The organism is Pseudomonas pharyngis, assembly GCF_021602345.1.
Taxonomy (GTDB): Bacteria; Pseudomonadota; Gammaproteobacteria; order Pseudomonadales; family Pseudomonadaceae; genus Aquipseudomonas; species Aquipseudomonas pharyngis.
The window spans coordinates 346,690-366,640 of sequence record NZ_BQID01000003.1; the positions used below are offsets into that span (position 1 = coordinate 346,690).

The window sequence follows — 19,951 nt, forward strand, 5'->3', positions numbered from 1 at the left end:
CGTCCGGCATCATAAACCCGATTTACGTCAATGAGCATGCCCGTGCGCTGTCACATTTTGTCAGCCATGAACCCCAGCAGGTTCTCAAAGAGACGATCGACCTCGGCGACCTGATGCCGCGCCCGCAGGCAGCCGTGAACCAGCCCTTCGCCGTAGTACAGCGCCGCGTCGACGCCCGCCGCGTTCAGCCGTTCGGCGTAACACACGCCGTCGTCACGCAACGGATCGAATTGCGCCACGGCGATCCAGGCCGGGGGCAGACCGCTGAAATCCCGGGCCAGCAACGGCATCGCATAGGCGCTCGGCTTTGTGGTGCCACGCAGGTACAAGGCGTGATAACAGTCGAGATCGCTGCTGGCGAGCAACGGCGCATCGGCGCATTCGCTGCGCGACGCTAACTGCTCGTCGCCTCCCAGCCCCGGATAAATCAAGACCTGCGCACCCGGCAGCGGCTCGTCGGCATCGCGCAGTGCCAGGCACAGCGCCGCCGCCAGATTGCCGCCGGCGCTGTCGCCCGCCACCAGCATCCGTCCGGGGTCGAACCAGAAGGGCCCACTGCGCAACGCGCGCCAGACGCTCAGGCAATCCTCGAAACCGGCGGGGAACGGATGTTCCGGCGCCAGCCGGTAATCCACCGCCACCACCATCGCCCCAAGCGCCATGGCCAGCTCGCAGCAGATGAAGTCATGGGAATCCAGCCCGCCGACCACCCAACCGCCGCCGTGCAGGTACAACACGCACGGCCAGCCACTGGCCGATGGCCGGACAGGCGGGCGATACGAACGCACCGCCACCCCGCTCAACTGGAAATCCACCACCTCCAGACCCACCGGCCGTTCGGGCGTGAAGGCGCGGCACATATCGTCATAGGATTTGCGCAATCCGCCGAGGCTGCTGTCATCGCTGGCAAAGCCTTCGGTTCTGGAAACGAAGGCTGCCATCGACGGCGAAAGTGGATAAGTGTCCATCAGTTTTTCAGGCTGGCCTGAACCGTGGCCACGCCGTCCTTGCCATCGAAACTGCTGACACCCGCCAGCCAGCGTTGCAGGTCTTCGGGATGCTCACGCAGCCAGCTCTTCGCCACTTCCTGAGGGGTCTTGCGCTCCATGATCGGCACCATCAACTGGCTTTCCTGGGCGGCGGTGAAGGTCAGGTTTTCCAGCAGTCGATGAACGTTCGGGCAGCGCTCGGCGTAGTCCGGCGCGGTGACCGTGGAAACGGTGGCGGCGCCTTCGTTCGGGCCGTAAACATCTTCGCTGCCGGTCAGGTAGGTGATTTTCATGTTGATGTTCATCGGGTGCGGGGTCCAGCCGACGAACACCACGAACTCCTTGCGGTTCACCGCCCGCTGCACGGCGGCGAGCATGCCGGCCTCACCGGATTCGATGATCTTGAAATCCTTCAGGCCGAAATGGTTGGTTTCGATCATGGTCTTGATCGTGGTGTTGGCGCCGCTGCCGGGCTCGATGCCGTAGATCTTAGCGCCGAGCTGATCCTTGAATTTCGCGATGTCGCCGAAGGTTTTCAGCCCTGCCGCCGCCACGTAGTCCGGAACCGCCAGCGTCGCCTGGGCGTCGGCCAGGCTGGGCTTGTCCATGACCTTGACCTGATTGGCGGCGAGGAACGGCGCGATGTTCTTGTCCATTGCCGGTTTCCAGTAGCCGAGGAAGATATCGAGGCGCTTGTCGCGGATGCCGGCGAAGATGATTTGCTGCACGGCGCTGGTCTGCTTGCTTTCGTAACCGAGGCCGTTGAGCAGCACGTCGGCCATGCCGCTGGTGGCGATCACGTCGGTCCAGTTGACCACGCCCATGCGCACGGTTCTGCAGGATGCATCGTCGGAAGCCATGGCGCCGGCGCTAAGCAGCGCACTGCCGGTAAGGATTAACGCACAACGAGTGAACAGTCTTTTCATGTGGGATCGTCTCGTGCGGCAGCGGGTTATTGTTCGGATCGGTGTCTTCTTGCACCGTGGCCGAAACATTACGCAGCAGACGAGCGGGAAAAGCGAACTGTGGCGACCGGGATTTGCACGGTGGCGACCCAAGCCGTGCACAAACCTGTGGTCACCACAAAAACTGTGGGAGCAAGCTCGCTCCCACAGGGTTCCTGGTGTGTATTCAGGATTTGTAGCGAGTCGCGCCCCAGGCAAGCAGCCCCTGCAGCAACTCCTTGAGCACCACCCGCGTCGGCTCCGCCAGATCGGCGCGGTAGCGGAACGGTTCGAACTCTTCCATGTAGGTGCACTGGCCCAGTTCCAGTTGCACGGCGTGGATGTTCTCGGCCGGGTTACCGTAGTGACGGGTAATGTGGCCGCCCTTGAAGCGTCCGTTCAGCACATGGCTGTAATCGCCATGGCGTGCGCAGATCGCTTCCAGTTGCGTGGCCAACTGCGGATCGCAACTGGCGCCGTTGAAAGTGCCGAGATTGAAGTCCGGCAGCTTGCCATCGAACAGGTGCGGGATGATCGAGCGGATCGAATGCGCATCGAACAGCAGCGCGTAACCGAACTCGGCTTTCAGCCGCGCCAGCTCTTCCTGCAAGGTGCGGTGGTACGGCGTCCAGATCTGCTCCAGATAGGTCGCACGCTCTTCTTTCGACGGCTCCTGCCCGTCCTTGAACAACGGAATGCCATCGAACAGGGTCGCCGGGTACAGCCCGGTGGTGGCGCCGGCGTACAGCGGTTTGTCGTCGGACGGCCGGTTCAGGTCGATGACAAATCGCGAGTACTCGGCCGCCAGGGTGCTGGCGCCCAGTTCGGCGGCGAAATCGTAGAGCTGCGGAATATGCCAGTCGGTGTCCGGCAGGCTTTTCGCGTCCGGGATCAACCCGGCCTCGACCGCCGGGGTCAGGCGCACACCGGCGTGGGGCATGCTGATCAGCAGCGGCACGCGACCTTGTTTGAAGTTCAGAACCTTATCCACAACCGCTCTCCTACAGACTTGATTCAACGCCGTGACGCACGACGCGTTTGTCCAGTTCACCACCCAGCCAGTACGCCAGATCCGCCGGGCGATCGATCTGCCAGGCGACAAAATCCGCGACCTTGCCGGCTTCCAGCGAACCATGGGTGTCGGCCATGCCCAAGGCTTGTGCCGCATGAATCGTGGCGCCGGCCAGGGCTTCTTCCGGGGTCATGCGGAAACAGGTGCAGGCCATGTTCAGCATCAGGCGCAAAGACAACGCTGGCGAGGTGCCGGGGTTGAGGTCGCTGGCGATGGCGATTTTCACTTTGTGTTTGCGCAGGGCGTCCATCGGCGGCAACTGGGTTTCGCGCAGGAAGTAGAACGCGCCCGGCAACAACACCGCGACGGTGTCGGACTCGGCCATGGCGATGGCGTCGGCTTCGTCCATGAACTCCAAGTGATCGGCGGAAAGTGCGTGGTAGCGCGCAGCGAGGCTGGAGCCGTGCAGCGACGACAATTGCTCGGCGTGCAGCTTCACCGGCAGATCGAGTTTTTGCGCGGCGATGAACACCCGCTCGACCTGTTCCGGGGAGAACGCCAGGTATTCGCAGAACGCATCCACCGCATCGACCAGGCCTTCGGCGGCCAGCGCGGGCAGCATCTCGGCGCAGATGTGATCGATGTAATCGTCGGCGCGGTCCTTGTATTCCGGCGGCAAGGCGTGGGCAGCTAGGCAGGTGCTGCGCACGCTGATCGGCAGCTCGGCGGCGAGGCGACGGATGACCCGCAGAATCTTGCGCTCGCTGGCCAGATCGAGGCCGTAGCCGGATTTCATTTCGACCGTGGTCACGCCGTCGCGCATCAGGCTTTTCAGGCGTTTGGCGGCGCTGGCGAACAGCTCGTCTTCCGAGGCTTCGCGCGTGGCCCGCACAGTGCTGGCGATGCCGCCGCCGGCCGCTGCGATTTCGGCATAGCTGACGCCTTGCAGGCGCTTCTCGAACTCGCCGCTGCGGTTGCCGCCGAACACGGTGTGGGTGTGGCAGTCGATCAAGCCGGGAGTGACCCACGCGCCTTGCAGGTCATTGACCGCCGGGTATTCGCCTGACGGCAATTGGCTGCGCGGGCCGATCCACTCGATGAGTGCACCGGACGTCACGATGGCCGCATCCTCGATGATCGAGTAGATGCCTTGCGCCATGGTTGCGACGTGGCAGTGTTGCCAGAGGGTTTTCATCCCAAGTCCTCGTCTTGCGATCGTTCCCACGCTCTGCGAGGGAACGATCAGTGGTGGTTAAAGGCTCGGCAGCAGTTTCGCCGGAACCAGCTCCGTCAGAACCCGCGAAGCCAGCAGTTCGGTCGCCGCATTGATGTCCGGTGCGAAGAAGCGGTCCTTCTCGTAGAACGGCACTTCGCGACGCAGAATCCCGCGGGCCTGCTCCAGTTTGGTCGAGGTCTTCAGGCCGTTGCGCAGGTCCAGGCCCTGCACCGCCGCCAGCCATTCCACCGCGAGAATCCCGCGCGTGTTCTCGGCCATTTCCCACAGGCGCTTGCCGGCGGCCGGGGCCATCGACACGTGGTCTTCCTGGTTGGCGGAGGTTGGCAGGCTGTCCACCGAATGCGGATGGGACAGCGCCTTGTTTTCGCTGGCCAGGGCCGCAGCGGTCACTTGGGCGATCATGAAGCCGGAGTTCACGCCTCCGTTGGCGACGAGGAACGGCGGCAGCTGCGACATGTGCTTGTCCATCATCAACGAGATGCGGCGCTCGCTCAGGGAACCGATTTCGGCAATGGCCAGGGCCATGTTGTCAGCGGCCATGGCCACTGGTTCAGCGTGGAAGTTGCCGCCGGAAATCACGTCGCCTTCGGCCGCGAACACCAGCGGGTTGTCGGATACGGCGTTGGCCTCGACAGCCAGCACTTCGGCGGCCTGGCGGAACTGGGTCAGGCACGCGCCCATGACTTGTGGCTGGCAACGCAGCGAGTACGGATCCTGCACCTTTTCGCAGTTCTGGTGCGAGTCGGAGACTTCGCTGCGCTCGCCCAGCAGATCGCGGTAAGCGGCAGCGGCGTCGATCTGGCCTTTCTGGCCACGGGCAGCGTGGATGCGTGCGTCGAACGGCGAACGCGAACCGAGCACCGCCTCCACCGTCAGACCGCCCAGCGCCAGCGCGCCGGCGAACAGGTCTTCACCTTCGAACAGGCCGCGCAGCGCGAATGCGGTGGAAACTTGAGTACCGTTGAGCAGCGCCAGACCTTCTTTCGCCGCCAGGGTCAGCGGGGTCAGACCGGCGACTTTCAGCGCTTCGGTCGCTTCCATCCACTCGCCCTTGTAGCGCGCCTTGCCCTCACCCAGCAGCACCAGCGACATGTGCGCCAGCGGCGCGAGGTCACCGGATGCACCGACCGAGCCTTTCAACGGAATGTGCGGATAGACCTCGGCGTTGATCAGCGCGATCAGCGCATCGATCACCACGCGACGGATGCCAGAGAAACCACGGCTGAGGCTGTTGACCTTGAGCACCATGATCAGGCGCACCAGCTCATCGCTGATCGGCTGGCCGACACCGGCGGCGTGGGACAGCACCAGCGAACGCTGGAGGTTTTCCAGGTCTTCGCTGGCGATGCGGGTCGAGGCCAGCAGGCCGAAACCGGTGTTGATGCCGTAGGCGGTGCGGTTTTCCGCAAGGATCTGCTCGACGCAGGCCACGCTGGCCTCGATCTGCGCGCTGGCGCTGTTGTCGAGGGTCAGCTTGACCGGGTTCTGATAAACGTCACGCAGTTGGGCCAGGCTCAGTTGGCCGGGGATCAGGTTCAGCGCAGTCATTTAAATGCTCCTTTTGAGGCATTGTTATTAACTACCAGTCGCTCCGGAGCATTCCGTTATCCGTCGCTTCTCGTCTTTTGGACGATCCGCGCCTTGGCACGCTGGTATGGGTAGTTGTCAGTGCAGATTCGGTAATGCGTTGTGCAGCAGATCCGGGTCTTTCAGAACGCTTGCGGCAGCGGCGATGTCCGGCGCCAGCCAGCGGTCCTGATCGTAGGCCGGGACCTTTTCGCGCAGCAGTCGCCAGGCGGTATCGGTGCCCGCGCCGAAGCGCTGTTCCTTGAGAAATTCAAACGCCTGGGCCGCCAGCAGGTACTCGATGGCGAGGATCTGCGTGCAGTTTTCCAGCGCGCGATGCAGCTTCAGCGCGGCGTTGGTGCCCATGCTCAGATGGTCTTCCTGCAGGCCCGAGGTGACGTAGTTGTCGAGCACCGCCGGTTGCGCCAACTGGCGGTTTTCCGCGCACAGCGACGCGGCGACGTATTGCACGATCATCATCCCGGAGTTCACCCCCGGATTGGCCACCAGAAACGCCGGCAGACCGCTGACGTGCGGGTTGATCAGGCGATCCAGACGCCGCTCGGCAATCGAGCCGATTTCGGCCATCGCAATCGCCAGCAGATCCGCCGCCAGCGCCACTGATTGCCCGTGCGGGTTGGCCTGGGACATCACCCGGAAGTCGTCCGGTGTGCCCAGCAGCAAAGGGTTGTCGGTGCAGCCATTGAGTTCGGTTTCGATCTGTTTGATCGCGTGTTCCAGTTGATCGCGGGCGGCACCGTGCACCTGCGGGATCGAGCGGATGCTCAAGGCATCCTGAGTGCGAATGCCTTTGCTCGCGGCGATCACTTCGCTGCCATCGAGCAAGGCGCGCAGATTGACGCCGACCTGCTGCATGCCCGGATGCGGTTTGAGCGCAATGATCTCGGCATCGAACGCGGCGATCTGACCGCGCTGGGCTTCGAAGCTCATCGCACCGATCACGTCGGCCCATTGCAGCAGACGCGTGGCGTCGGCAATCGCCAGGCAACCGAGGCCGGTCATGCACGGCGTGCCGTTGACCAGGCACAGACCGTCCTTCGCCCCGAGCTGCACCGGTTGCAGGCCCTCTTCGGCCAGCGCCTGCTGTGCAGACACGATCTGCCCGCGATAGCTGACATCGCCCACGCCCAGCAGCGCGATGCCGATGTGCGCCATGTGGGTCAGGTAACCCACCGAACCCTGGGACGGTACTTGTGGGGTGATACCGCGATTGAGCAGCGCCAGCAGCGCTTCGACCACCCGGCGATGAATGCCGGATTTGCCGTGGCTGTAGTTGCGGATCGCAGCGCACAGGATGGCGCGGGTCTGCTCATCGGCCAGCACCGGACCGACGCCACACGCATGGCTGAGCAAGGTGTTGCGCGACAGCTGACTGAGCTGTTCGTCTTTCAGCGAGACGTTGCACAGCGCACCGAGCCCGGTGTTCACGCCATAGGCGCGCTCACCGCTGGCGACGATGCGCTGGACGATGCCTTGCGCGTTTTCAATGCACGCCCAGGTCTGCGCCGACAGCTCGAGCTGCGCGCCATGACGAGCGACTGCGACCACATCCTGCCAACGCATCGGGGCGTCGGCGATAACGATTTTTTCAGCCTGGGACATCTAAAACCTCACCCGAACATTGATGCAGCTTTGCCGACGCTATCGCGAGCAGGCTCGCTCCCACAGGAGACCGCATTCCAACTGTGGGAGCGAGCCTGCTCGCGATGGGGCCGGCCCAGCCAACACAAATCTGTTTAAACCACCGCCGCCCGCCGCTGCACGAAGCGGTCGACATATTCGTCCGCCGGCGAATGCAGGATCTCTTTCGGCGTACCGACCTGGATCAGGCGGCCGTCCTTGAGGATCGCGATGCGGTTGCCGATGCGCACGGCCTCGTCGAGGTCGTGGGTGATGAAGACGATGGTCTTGTGCAGGGTTTTTTGCAGCTCCAGCAACTGGTCCTGCATCTCGGCGCGGATCAGCGGATCCAGCGCGCTGAACGCCTCGTCCATCAGGATGATGTCGGTGTCCGCCGCCAATGCCCGGGCCAGACCTACACGCTGGCGCATGCCGCCGGAGAGCTGGTGCGGGTATTTGTTTTCGTAGCCCTTTAGGCCCACGGTGTTGATCCAGTGCAACGCGCGTTCGGCGCACATCTGCTTGCTCTCGCCGCGCACTTTCAGGCCGTAGGCGACGTTGTCGAGCACGGTCTTGTGCGGCAGCAGACCGAAGCTCTGGAACACCATGCTGATCTTGTGCCGGCGAAATTCGCGCAAGGCGTCCATGTCGTATTGCAGGATGTCCACGCCATCCACCAGGATCGCGCCGCTGGTCGGGTCGATCAGGCGGTTGAAGTGGCGCACCAGGGTCGATTTGCCGGAGCCGGACAGGCCCATGATCACGAAGATCTCGCCGGTGCCGATGCTCAGGGACAAGTCGTTGACCCCGACCACGCAACCGGTTTCGTTCAGCACCTGATCCTTGGTCTTGCCCTGGCCGACCATCGCCAGAGCGTCCTTGGCGCGGTTGCCGAAAATCTTGAAGACGTTTTTGACTTCGATCTTGCTCACGGTTGCGTTGCTCATTTGCTCACCTCATGCCGTGGCCGACCATACGCCTGGGTAATGCGGTCGATGACCACTGCGAGAATCACGATCGCCAGACCGGCTTCCAGGCCACGTCCGACGTTGAGGGTCTGAATGCCCACCAGCACATCTTCACCCAGGCCACGGGCGCCGATCATCGAGGCGATTACCACCATCGACAGGGCCATCATGGTGGTCTGGTTGATCCCGGCCATGATGCTCGGCAGGGCCAGCGGCAGTTGCACGCCGAACAGTTGCTGCCAGCGGTTGGCGCCGAAGGCGTTGATGGCTTCCATCACTTCGCCGTCGACCTGGCGGATGCCCAGATCGGTCAGGCGGATCAGCGGCGGCGCGGCGTAGATCACGGTGGCGAAAATCGCCGGCACCTTGCCCAGGCCGAACAGCATCAGCACCGGAATCAGGTACACGAAGCTCGGCATGGTCTGCATGATGTCGAGCAGCGGCATCAGCACCGAACGCAGGCGATTGCTGCGCGCCGAGAGAATCCCCAGCGGTACGCCGATCAGCACCGAAATGACCGTCGCCACCATCATCAGCGCGAGGGTCTGCATCAACTTGTCCCACAGACCGACGGCGCCGACCAGGAACAACAGACCGACGATCACGGCGGTGGTCACGACTTTGCGCGTTGCGTGCCAGGCCACGACGCCGACGATGGCCAGCATCAACCACCACGGTGCGGCGCGCAGCAGGCCTTCAAGATTGACGATGGCCCACAGCAGGGTGTCGGAGATGTGGCGGAACACATCGCCATAGTTGGTGACCAGCGCATCGACCCAACCGTTGACCCAGTCGGCGATGGAAAAGGTAAAGCTTTCGGGAAACATAAGCGGCTCTCAATCAGGAAACTCAATCAAGCGATTGCGGCGAACACCCCGGCCAGCCTCTCGGTTGGCCGGGAGGAATTCGACCTACAGCGCCGCGTCGATTTTCTTGGCAGCGTCTTCACTGACCCACGCATGCCAGACCTCAGGATGTTCCTTGAGGAAGATTTTCGCCAGTTTTGGCGACTCGATACGTTCCTTCGCCATGCGGCCCAGGTTCTGGTTCAGCAGGTCGATCGGCAGGTTGACCTTTTCCAGCACGGCCACCAGCTCCGGCGCTTGTTCGTGGAAGGTCTTGGACAGACCGACCTTGATGGTCACGGTTTTGTCGACGCCCGGTTTCTCATCCAGTTTGACTGCGTCGATCTGGCCCATCAGCGGGGTTGGCGTCCAGTAGTAGAACAGGATCGGCTCGCCACGTTTGTAACTCGACAGCACGGCCGCATCCAACGCCGGACCAGTGCCCGGGCGGAAGTTGGTGTAGCTGTTTTCCAAGCCGTAGCTTTTCAGCATTTCGCTGTTGTCCAGCTCGCAGGTCCAGCCGGCCGGGCAGTTGTAGAAGCGGCCCTTGGAAGGCTCTTCGGCGTCTTTGAAGACGGCGGCGTATTTGCCCAGATCGGCGATGTTTTTCAGGTCCGGTGCCTTCGCTTCGATCTTGCGCTTGGCATCGCCTTCGATCACGTAGCGCGGCACGTACCAGCCTTCCACCGCACCGACCACCGGCGCGCCGACACCGACGACCTTGCCGGCCTTCTCGGCCTTGTTCCAGACCTCGCTGCGGCCAACCCATTCTTCGGCGAAGATCTGGATGTCGTTGCTGCTCAGGGCGTTTTCCATGGTGATGGAGTTGCCCGGCAGGCTGTCGGTCTTGCAGTCGTAACCTTTTTCCAGCACCACTTGCAGAAGGTCGGTCAGCAGCATGCCGCTTTCCCAGTTCAGGCCGGCGAATTTCACCGTTTTGCCGGACTCGCACCAGCCGGCGGCCTGGGTCGCGCCGGCGCTGGCCAGCAGGCCCATGGAAAGCAATGTGGTCAGCAGGGTCTTGTTCGATTTCATTGTTGTGACGCTCCTAATCATGAATTGGCTTACGGCAGTCAAGAGGCATCCAGCCCTGTCCACGTCCAAATCAGGCCTGCGCCGCAGCGCGACCGGCCCCGCTTGTTTTAGGTTGTACAACGCTGTCCTGCTCGACGGGCAGAATCAGTCGATCGGGTACGGTGCCGTGCCATTTTTTCGCGCAGACGTAGTACAGCGCTGCGGGAAGCACGAGACCGATGATCCAGGAAATATCCACATCCCCCAGGGCTGCTACCAATGGACCGGTATAGAACTTGGTGGAAATGAACGGCAGTTGCACCAGCACCCCGAACACGTAAACGCTGATACCGAGGATGTTCCAGCGGCCGTAGCGACCGTTCGGATCCGCCAGCGCCGGTACGTCGTAGCGCTCGCGGGTAATGCAGTAGTAGTCCACCAGATTGATCGCGCTCCACGGCGTGAAGAACGCCAGCAGGAACAGGATGAAGGACTTGAACGCACCGAGGAACGAGTGCTGGCCGAGCAGCGCGATCAGGGTCGCCGCGCCGACGATCCCCAGCACGAACACCAGACGCTGCATGCGGGTAACCGTCAGGTGGCCACGGAAGCCGCTGATGATGGTCGCGATGCACATGAAGCTGCCGTAGGAGTTCAGGGTGGAGATGGTGACCTTGCCGAACGCGATGCTGAAATACAGCAGCGCGGCGGTGGCACCGGTCCCGCCCAGACCGACGATGTAGGCGACTTCATGACCGGCGAATTGCCCGTTGGCCGAAGCGGCCGCGAACACACCGAGGATCATCGCCACCTGCGCACCGATCACCGAACCGGCACCGGCGGCGAAGAAGGTTTTCACCGAAGACACCTGGCTCGGCAGGTAACGCGAGTAATCCGCCACGTACGGGCCGAAAGCGATCTGCCAGGAGGCCGCGAGCGACACCGCCAGCAGGAAACTGCTCCAGCTGAAGTGGCGGATTTCCAGAAGTGCGCCGACGTCCACCTGACTCATCAGACGGCTGAACAGGTACACGAAAGCAATCACGCCAATGACACTGGCGATGCGGCCGATCCAGTGAATCACCCGATAGCCGAGCACCGTGACCACGACGATGACGCTGGCGAAAAGCAGGATGCCGACGGTGTCGCTGACCCCGAACAACTGGCCCAGCGCCTGACCCGACAACACCGTTCCGGTGGCGGTGAAGCCGAGGTACATCAGGCACACCAGCACGATCGGAATCGCCGCGCCGTAGACGCCGAACTGCACCCGGCTGGAAATCATCTGCGGCAGGCCAAGCTTCGGCCCTTGCGCCGCGTGCAGCGCCATCACCCCGCCGCCCAGCAGTTGACCGATCAGCAGACCGATCAACGACCAGAACACATCGCCACCCAGCACCACGGCCAGGGCCCCGGTGACAATCGCGGTGATTTGCAGGTTGGCACCCATCCACAGGGTGAACTGACTGAACAGACGACCGTGTCTTTCCGCTTCCGGGATGTAGTCGATCGAACGCCTTTCGATCAACGGTTTACTGCCTGCACGATCGGTGTTGCCCGCCATGATTCAACCTCTGTGGATTGTTCTGGATTTTGCTGTTTTGGTTCCTGTGGGAGTGAGCCTGCTCGCGATGAGGGCGGTTCATGCAACATTTTCGTTGACTGACAAACCGCTATCGCGAGCAGGCTCGCTCCTACAGGGCAAGCACTACTTGCCGGTGATCATCGGCAGGTTCAGCCCTTGTTCCTTGGCGCAGTCGATGGCGATCTGGTAACCGGCATCGGCGTGACGCATGACCCCGGTGCCCGGGTCGTTGTGCAGCACGCGAGCGATACGCTCGGCCGCTTCGTCAGTACCGTCGCAGACAATCACCATGCCCGAGTGCTGGGAGAAGCCCATGCCGACGCCGCCGCCGTGGTGCAGGGACACCCAGGTCGCACCGCTCGCGGTGTTCAGCAGCGCGTTGAGCAGCGGCCAGTCGGAGACGGCATCGGAGCCGTCCTGCATCGATTCGGTTTCACGGTTCGGACTGGAGACCGAGCCGGAGTCGAGGTGGTCGCGACCGATCACGATCGGCGCCGACAGCTCGCCGCTGCGCACCATTTCGTTGAACGCCAGACCGAGCTTGGCGCGCAGGCCCAGGCCGACCCAGCAGATACGCGCCGGCAGACCCTGGAAGCTGATGCGCTCGCGGGCCATGTCCAGCCAGTTGTGCAGGTGCGCGTCGTCCGGGATCAGCTCTTTGACCTTGGCGTCGGTCTTGTAGATGTCCTGCGGATCACCCGACAGCGCAGCCCAGCGGAACGGGCCGATGCCACGGCAGAACAGCGGACGGATGTAGGCCGGTACGAAGCCAGGGAAATCGAATGCGTTTTCGACGCCTTCTTCCTGAGCCATCTGACGGATGTTGTTGCCGTAGTCGAAGGTCGGCACGCCCATTTTCTGGAAGTCGAGCATGGCTTTGACGTGCACGGCCATCGATTGCTTGGCGGCCTTGACCACAGCGGCTGGCTCGGTCTTGGCGCGGGCGCGGTATTCGTCCCAGGTCCAGCCGGCCGGCAGGTAACCGTTGAGCGGATCGTGGGCGCTGGTCTGGTCGGTGACCATGTCCGGGCGCACGCCGCGCTTGACCAGTTCCGGGAGGATTTCAGCGGCGTTGCCGCACAGGGCGATGGAAACAGCCTTGCCTTCGGAGGTGTATTTGGCGATGCGGGCCAGCGCGTCGTCGAGGTCTTTGGCCTGCTCGTCGACGTAGCGGGTCTTGAGGCGGAAATCGATGCTGATCTGCTGGCATTCGATGTTCAGCGAGCAGGCACCGGCGAGGGTTGCGGCCAGTGGCTGGGCACCGCCCATGCCGCCGAGGCCGGCGGTCAGGACCCACTTGCCGGTGAGGTTGTCGTTGTAGTGCTGGCGACCGGCTTCAACGAAGGTTTCGTAGGTGCCTTGGACGATGCCCTGGCTGCCGATGTAGATCCAGCTGCCGGCAGTCATCTGGCCGTACATGGCCAGGCCTTTGGCGTCGAGTTCGTTGAAGTGTTCCCAGGTCGCCCAGTGCGGCACCAGGTTGGAGTTGGCGATCAGTACGCGCGGGGCGTTGCTGTGGGTCTTGAACACGCCGACCGGCTTGCCCGATTGCACCAGCAGGGTTTCGTCTTCGTTGAGGTTGGTCAGGCTCTCGACGATCTTGTCGTAGCACTCCCAGTTACGCGCAGCGCGACCGATGCCACCGTAGACCACCAGCTCTTTCGGGTTCTCGGCGACTTCCGGGTCGAGGTTGTTCATCAACATGCGCAGCGGCGCTTCGGTCAGCCAGCTCTTGGCGGTCAGCTTGTTGCCGCGGGCGGCACGGATTTCGACGTCACGGAATTTAGTGCGGTTGTTGTCAGTCACGAAAAAGACTCCTCAGCGATCAATTCAAACCAACCCTGGCAGTGGGCAAGCAGCCTGTGCGCCTCAGTGCGCGACAAGCGAATCAGTGGACGCTGCGGAGAGTCTCGATCGACTCATACGCATACGTCTTTACTTGTACATACAAGCATATGCAATCGAGCGGCCAACTTGTTGGAGGGCTGTTCAATAAAAATTCCGAACAGGGCTGCAGAGCGCCTGAATCAAGGGCTCTGGCGTCCATGAAATTTTTCGCGGGGTGGATAGAGGGTGGCGAGAGGTTGTTACGGAAACGTGGTTCTGCGCCACGCTGGGGCGTTCGGTAACAAGTTGGTGCGCATTTCGGGAACGTCGGGACGAAAAAAAACCGCTGCTTTCAAAGCAGCGGTTTTTGATCGTTTCCCACGAAGAACGTGTGAAGGATCAGCGCGGGGACAGTTCGATCACGCAGCAGCCGGCATTCACGGCGATCTCGGTCAGCCCGGTGTTACCGTCCAGTTGCAGGCAGTCATGGCGGCCGAGTTGCGAGGCGCTGTCACCGACCGTGACCTCCAGCAGCTCGCTGACGCTGAAGACCAGCACGATACTTGCAGAACTGAAAAACCGCTGTTCGCCGTCCAGCCATTGCAGGCGTGCGCTGTAACGCTGGGGCGAGTAGATCAGGTTGAAGTCGCGGATCGCGCCGCCGAGCAAGGTGCAGGACACCTGGCTTTCGCCGCTGAAGGCAAACGGGTCGAGAGGTAACAACGGCCGGGTATCGTCGCCGTCGACACACAGAGTCATGCCGTCGCCCTGCAACACCGTGATGACCCGCTGGTAACCGGCGAAGGTCGAAAAGCCGCCGGATTCGGCGATGTCGGCAATCGACAGACGCCAGCCGAAACCGTCGAGGCCGGCGCCGGCGTCACGGGTGATTTCCTCGGTGCTGCCGCCGCCGTTTTTCCACGGCATGCGCGGGTAGCCTTCGGCGCGTAATACCTTCAACTCTTTCATTTATGAAACCGACCTTCCAGACGATGACGAGAACCGGGGTGAATCAGGCGCGCCGCCGTCACCGGCTGACGACCCGACCACGTGCGGCGGCGGATCAGCAGGCAAGGCTCGCCTTTTTCGATCTGCAGCAATTTGCATTCGGACGCTTCGGCAAGGATCGCTTCGACCACGTGCTCACCTTCGGTCAGCGGCGCGACCTGGTTCAGGTAGGCGTAAGGCGTCTGCAGGGTGAAGTCCTGCTTGAGGTATTCCGGGGCGACCAGCGCATTGACGAAGCGGTCTTCGATTTGCACCGGAATATCGTTTTCGTAGTGCACGATCAGCGAGTGAAAGACCTTCTGCCCTTCGCGCATGTCCAGCGCCAGCGCGCGCTCGGAACCGGCGGCCTCCTCTTCCAGGGTGATCACCTGGCAGGTGTGGCGATGGCCACGGGAGGCGATTTCGTCGGCGATGTTGTGCACTTCGAACAGCGCGGACTGGCTCTTCGGTTCAGCAACGAAAGTGCCGACGCCTTGCATGCGCACCAGCAGACCGTCGGCGGTCATTTCCCGCAGTGCGCGGTTGATGGTCATGCGGCTGAAGCCCAACTGGCTGACCAGCTCGCTTTCCGACGGCACGCGGTAATGCGGCGGCCAGTTACCGCTGTCGATCTGCTGGGTGATCATCTGTTTGACGCGGGCGTACAAGGGCGCCGGACTGTCGCCCATGTTCGCGGCCAACGGGGAGACTGGAGGCGGAGTCGGCACGGTGGATCCCTGTTCATTGGTGAAAGTGGCTAGCTTGCCGGAGTTTACCGGGCAGGCAAACGTCTGTATATGTATATACAAATAACACACGATGGGGTGCTGAACCATGTCCGCCTTCTTTGCCGAACGCGCGCTGCTGCCTAACGGATGGGCCAACAATGTACGTCTCGAGGTCAGCGCCGATGGCGTGTTGACCCGAATCCAGGCCGATTCCACTGCAGACGGCGCCGAACGGCTGAGCGGTCCGCTGCTGCCGGGGATGCCCAATCTGCACTCCCACGCGTTCCAGCGAGCGATGGCAGGACTGGCGGAAGTGGCCGGCAATCCCAACGACAGTTTCTGGACCTGGCGCGATCTGATGTATCGGCTCGTCGGAAAAATCAGCCCCGACCAGCTCGGTGTGATCGCCCGTCAGCTGTACATCGAAATGCTCAAGGCCGGTTACACCTCGGTCGCCGAATTCCATTACGTCCACCACGATAACAACGGCCAGCCTTACGCCGACCCGGCGGAACTGGCATTGCGCATCAGCCAGGCGGCCAGTTCCGCCGGCATCGGTCTGACGTTACTTCCCGTGCTCTACAGCCACAGCGGTTTCGGCGGCCAGACGCCGAACGAAGGCCAGCGCCGCTTCATCAACAGCACCGAAAGTTACCTGAAGCTGCAATCGCGTCTGCAACCGTTGCTGGCACAGCAAAAGGCGCAGTCGCTGGGCCTGTGCTTCCACTCGTTACGCGCAGTCACGCCGCAGCAGATCAGCGAAGTGCTGGCGGCCAGCGACCAGCAATGCCCGGTGCACATCCACATCGCCGAGCAGCAGAAGGAAGTCGATGACTGCCTGAGCTGGAGCGGACGTCGCCCGCTGCAATGGCTGTACGAAAACACCGAAGTCGATCAGCGCTGGTGCCTGGTGCACGCGACTCACGCCAATCCGGAAGAAGTGACACTGATGGCCAAGAGTCGCGCCATCGCCGGCCTGTGCCTGACCACCGAGGCCAACCTCGGCGACGGGATTTTCCCGGCGGTGGATTTCCTCGCTCAAGGCGGGCGCATGGGCATCGGCTCCGACAGCCATGTGTCGTTGAGCGTGGTAGAGGAATTGCGTTGGCTGGAATACGGCCAGCGTCTGCGCGATCAACGGCGCAATCGCTTGTATGGCGCGGATCAGCCGATGGTCGGCCGTACGCTGTATGACGCGGCGCTGGACGGTGGCGCTCAGGCGCTGGGCCAGCCGATCGGCGCGCTGGAAGTCGGCAAGCGTGCCGACTGGATTGTGCTCGATGGCAGCGATCCGTACCTGGCCACGGCCAGCGGTGACGGGATTCTCAATCGCTGGCTGTTTGCCGGCGGCGACCGTCAGGTGCGCGATGTGCTGGTCAATGGTCAGTGGGTCGTGCGGGAGGGGCGCCATGCCGGGGAAGAGGACAGCAATCGCGCCTTCACCCAGGTTCTGCGAGACCTTCTGGGCTGACATAAAAAACCTGTGGAGGGCAACCTCCACAGGTTTTTTGTTGCGCGTCAGTTGGACGTCTTGGCCATTTGCTGATCCGACGCCCGCCAGATCAGGCGCGTGGTGTCATAACCCTGCTGACGCGCCTTGCTCAGCAGTTCCTCACGCACCACACCGTTGACGGTCGGCGTGCGGGACAACAGCCACAGATAGCGACGACTCGGGTCGCCCACGAGGGCGGTCTTGTAGTCATCGCTGACGTACAGCACCCAGTATTGACCCTTCGCCATACCCGGAATCAGGCGCGAGAACCAGGTATCGAACTCGACCCACAGCTTGTCGGTCTTGCCCGGCACCTGTGGATAAGCCGTGCCTTTGACCTCTTCCCACTTCCAGTCTGCCGTCAGACAGCGGTTGTACACCGCGATATTGCCGTCGGGCTTGAGCGAGTAACGGGCTTCGGATTGCGCGCAATTGCGCTGGAAATACATCGGCAGCCGGGCCAACTCGTACCAGGTGCCCTGGTAACGCTTGAGATTGACACTGTTGACCGTCTTCGGCGCCAGCGGATCTTCACCGGACGTGGCGCAGCCGGCCAATACCAGGCCGGCCAAAAGGACAAGCAATAACCGCTTCATTGTTTTTCTCCCGTGGGCGCGTAGCCCCGGTTTACTTCAGGCCTTGGCCGGAAAACATCAGCACTTTGTCACCGGCGTACTGCACGCTGATAAAGCTGTTCTTGTCGCCCCAGGTGCAACTGGACATACCCAGCGCGCCCGAGCAATCGGTGGGCTTGCCAAGCAGCGTCTCGACTTCGGACTTGGCCATGCCGGCCGAGAGCTTCGAATAGTTTTCCTGATTGACCTTGCTGCATGCGGCCAACAGCACGCAAAACGACAGCAGGGCGATAGATCGCAGCGACATGGTGTAACTCCTGGAGCGGAAGGGGGATGGCATGGCGCCAACCAGAAGCTTAGAAGAGAAAACCCCTGTCTGGTTCCCTGGCAGACCGGCTATTTGTTCGCCCGCTCGTCCGGCATTCGTCGGTAAATCAGACACTTTGTGGGGCTATTGAGCATTTCGTCGACTTTCACAAAAGCCGCCTAATCTTTGGCGCGCCGCGGTCGAAATAAGAGCAGCGCAAAGCCCGATAGTGTGGCAAATTGCCGCCCTTTCTTGACCAGCCCCTTCGCGGTAGCTCTCTTAATGACCAGAAACATGAAATTCAGCCACAAGATCTTGTTGGCTGCCGCCCTCGTGGTGGCCGTTGCATTCGCCTGTTTCATTTTTTTCAACGACTATCGCCAGCGCGAAGCCCTGCAAAGCAGCACCGAAGCGTCGATGCAGGAACTGGGCAGCCTGACCACCAGCAACATCCAGACCTGGCTGGAAAGCCGCATCCAGTTGCTGCAATCGATGGCGCAACAGGTTGTCGCCGACGGCAACGCCCCGGCCAGCCTGAAACGCATCATCGACCTGCCCGCCTACACCGGCAATTTCCAGCTCAGCTACTTCGGCGGCGCCGACGGCGTCATGTTCTCGGTCCCGGCCGGCAACCGCGCGCCGGATTACGACCCGCGCGCCCGTGGCTGGTACAAGGCCGCCAACGCTGCGCAACAGACCATCGTCACCGAACCGTACATCGCCGCCTCGTCGGGCAAACTGGTCATCACGGTCGCCACCCCGGTGCAGCGCCAGGGCCAGATGATCGGTGTGGCCGGCGCCGACATTGATCTGTCCAGCGTAAGCGCGATCATCAACTCGCTGAACTTCGGCGGCCACGGCCATGCGTTCATCGTCAGCGCCGACGGCAAGATCCTGATCCACCCGGACAGCAAGCTGGTGCTCAAGACCCTCGCCGAGGCCTACCCCAACGGCGCGCCGAAAGTCAGCCCGGGTCTGAAAGAAGTCGAGTTCGACGGCAAGACCCAGCTGATCTCCTTCACCCGCGTCAACGGCGTGCCGTCGGCCGACTGGTACGTGGCACTGGTGCTGGACAAGGACACCGCGTTCTCGATGCTCAGCGAATTCCGCACCTCGGCGCTGATCGCCATGGTCATTGCCGTGGTGATCATCATCGCCCTGCTCGGCATGCTGATCCGCGTCCTGATGCAGCCGCTGCTGACCATGGGCCGCGCCATGCATGACATCGCCGAAGGCGAAGGCGACCTGACCAAACGCCTGACCATCCACGGCCACGATGAATTCGGTGCGCTGGGGCTGTCGTTCAACCGTTTCGTCGAGCGCATCCACACTTCGATCCGCGAAGTATCGTCCGCCACCGGGCAAGTCAACGAAGTCGCGCTGCGCGTGGTCGCAGCGTCGAACTCGTCGATGTTCAACTCCGACCAGCAAGCTTCGCGCACCAACAGCGTGGCCGCCGCGATCAACCAGCTCGGCGCCGCCGCCCAGGAAATCGCCCAGAACGCCGCCCTCGCCTCCCAGCACTCAAGCGACGCGCGAAGCCTGGCCGAAGACGGCCAGCAGGTTGTGGATAAAACCATCCACGCGATGCAGCAACTGTCGGCGAAGATCAGCGACTCCTGCGGCAACATCGAAACCCTGAACAGCAACACCGTGAACATCGGGCAGATTCTGGAAGTGATCACCAGCATCTCCCAGCAGACCAATCTGCTGGCGCTCAACGCCGCGATCGAAGCGGCCCGTGCCGGTGAGGCCGGTCGCGGTTTCGCCGTGGTCGCCGACGAAGTCCGCAACCTGGCGCACCGCACCCAGGATTCGGCGCAGCAAGTGCAGAAGATGATCGAAGAGCTGCAAGTCGGCGCACGTCAGGCGGTCGGCATCATGACCGAGAGCCAGCGCGAGAGCGAAAGCAGCGTCGGCATCGCCAACCAGGCCGGCGAACGCCTGGGCAGCGTGACCCAGCGTATCGGCGAGATCGACGGCATGAACCAGTCGGTGGCGACCGCGACGGAAGAGCAGACGGCAGTGGTCGAGTCGATCAACGTTGATATCAACGAGATCAACACGCTGAACCAGGAAGGCGTGGAGAACTTGCAGGCGACTTTGCGGGCTTGTGCGGATCTGGAGCAGCAGGCTGCGCGGTTGAAGCAGTTGGTTGGCAGCTTCCGAATCTAAGTCGTTCGAAGCCGTCTTCGCGCTTGAACCCGCGAAGACGGAACAACGCTAGACACGCT

Annotated in this window: 17 protein-coding genes; 2 read left to right on the forward strand and 15 right to left on the reverse strand. The window is 62.3% G+C overall.

What is annotated here, in order from left to right; genetic code table 11:
- Positions 1–50: 50 nt before the first annotated feature.
- The 13 genes from L6D74_RS08435 to hutC form a co-directional block, all read right to left on the reverse strand.
- Positions 51–968 (reverse strand): alpha/beta hydrolase, encoded by a 918-nt coding sequence (locus L6D74_RS08435; protein ID WP_236188671.1) that lies wholly within the window; start codon positions 966–968, stop codon positions 51–53.
- Positions 968–1,915 carry a choline ABC transporter substrate-binding protein gene (locus L6D74_RS08440; RefSeq protein ID WP_236188672.1) on the reverse strand — a complete coding sequence of 316 codons (948 nt, stop codon included), beginning with the start codon at positions 1,913–1,915 and terminating at the stop codon, positions 968–970. Before L6D74_RS08440 ends, L6D74_RS08435 begins: the two co-directional genes overlap by 1 nt.
- 205 nt (positions 1,916–2,120) lie before the next feature.
- On the reverse strand, positions 2,121–2,924 hold the full coding sequence (gene hutG / locus L6D74_RS08445) for an N-formylglutamate deformylase (protein WP_236188677.1): 804 nt from the start codon (positions 2,922–2,924) through the stop codon (positions 2,121–2,123).
- Between the two features lie 10 nt (positions 2,925–2,934).
- Positions 2,935–4,140 (reverse strand): imidazolonepropionase, encoded by a 1,206-nt coding sequence (hutI, locus tag L6D74_RS08450; protein ID WP_236188679.1) that lies wholly within the window; start codon positions 4,138–4,140, stop codon positions 2,935–2,937.
- Positions 4,141–4,197: 57 nt separating this feature from the next.
- Entirely contained in the window at positions 4,198–5,730 is a 1,533-nt protein-coding gene (gene hutH / locus L6D74_RS08455) for a histidine ammonia-lyase (RefSeq protein ID WP_007952448.1), read from the reverse strand.
- Between the two features lie 117 nt (positions 5,731–5,847).
- The gene (hutH, locus tag L6D74_RS08460; protein WP_236188681.1) at positions 5,848–7,371 is read right to left on the reverse strand and encodes a histidine ammonia-lyase; all 1,524 of its coding nucleotides are present in this window, start codon (positions 7,369–7,371) and stop codon (positions 5,848–5,850) included.
- 134 nt (positions 7,372–7,505) lie between these two features.
- Positions 7,506–8,336, reverse strand: coding sequence for a quaternary amine ABC transporter ATP-binding protein (locus tag L6D74_RS08465; protein ID WP_236188683.1), 831 nt, complete (start codon positions 8,334–8,336; stop codon positions 7,506–7,508).
- A complete protein-coding gene (locus L6D74_RS08470; RefSeq protein WP_007952475.1) occupies positions 8,333–9,184 on the reverse strand; it encodes an ABC transporter permease in 852 nt (283 codons plus the stop codon). Before L6D74_RS08470 ends, L6D74_RS08465 begins: the two co-directional genes overlap by 4 nt.
- Positions 9,185–9,268: 84 nt before the next feature.
- Complete coding sequence (locus L6D74_RS08475) at positions 9,269–10,237, reverse strand: ABC transporter substrate-binding protein (RefSeq protein ID WP_236188685.1); 969 nt, start codon at positions 10,235–10,237, stop codon at positions 9,269–9,271.
- A 70-nt stretch (positions 10,238–10,307) separates the two neighbouring features.
- Positions 10,308–11,780 carry a purine-cytosine permease family protein gene (locus L6D74_RS08480; RefSeq protein WP_236188687.1) on the reverse strand — a complete coding sequence of 491 codons (1,473 nt, stop codon included), beginning with the start codon at positions 11,778–11,780 and terminating at the stop codon, positions 10,308–10,310.
- Positions 11,781–11,924: 144 nt separating this feature from the next.
- The gene (hutU, locus tag L6D74_RS08485) at positions 11,925–13,607 is read right to left on the reverse strand and encodes a urocanate hydratase (protein ID WP_064382814.1); all 1,683 of its coding nucleotides are present in this window, start codon (positions 13,605–13,607) and stop codon (positions 11,925–11,927) included.
- Between the two features lie 420 nt (positions 13,608–14,027).
- Entirely contained in the window at positions 14,028–14,597 is a 570-nt protein-coding gene (locus L6D74_RS08490; RefSeq protein ID WP_236188689.1) for a HutD/Ves family protein, read from the reverse strand.
- Positions 14,594–15,304, reverse strand: a complete 711-nt coding sequence (gene hutC / locus L6D74_RS08495; protein ID WP_170844914.1) for a histidine utilization repressor — start codon at positions 15,302–15,304, stop codon at positions 14,594–14,596. Before hutC ends, L6D74_RS08490 begins: the two co-directional genes overlap by 4 nt.
- A 145-nt stretch (positions 15,305–15,449) precedes the next feature.
- Here hutC and L6D74_RS08500 point away from each other — a divergent pair, with 145 nt between their 5' ends.
- Positions 15,450–16,814, forward strand: a complete 1,365-nt coding sequence (locus tag L6D74_RS08500; RefSeq protein WP_236188691.1) for a formimidoylglutamate deiminase — start codon at positions 15,450–15,452, stop codon at positions 16,812–16,814.
- A gap of 47 nt (positions 16,815–16,861) precedes the next feature.
- On the opposite strand, the gene L6D74_RS08505 is transcribed toward L6D74_RS08500, so the two are convergent.
- Positions 16,862–17,431 carry a lipocalin family protein gene (locus L6D74_RS08505; protein WP_236188693.1) on the reverse strand — a complete coding sequence of 190 codons (570 nt, stop codon included), beginning with the start codon at positions 17,429–17,431 and terminating at the stop codon, positions 16,862–16,864.
- Positions 17,432–17,462: 31 nt separating this feature from the next.
- Entirely contained in the window at positions 17,463–17,717 is a 255-nt protein-coding gene (locus L6D74_RS08510; protein ID WP_016772095.1) for a hypothetical protein, read from the reverse strand.
- A gap of 282 nt (positions 17,718–17,999) precedes the next feature.
- Here L6D74_RS08510 and L6D74_RS08515 point away from each other — a divergent pair, with 282 nt between their 5' ends.
- Positions 18,000–19,892 carry a methyl-accepting chemotaxis protein gene (locus L6D74_RS08515; protein WP_221398512.1) on the forward strand — a complete coding sequence of 631 codons (1,893 nt, stop codon included), beginning with the start codon at positions 18,000–18,002 and terminating at the stop codon, positions 19,890–19,892.
- Positions 19,893–19,951: the final 59 nt, after the last annotated feature.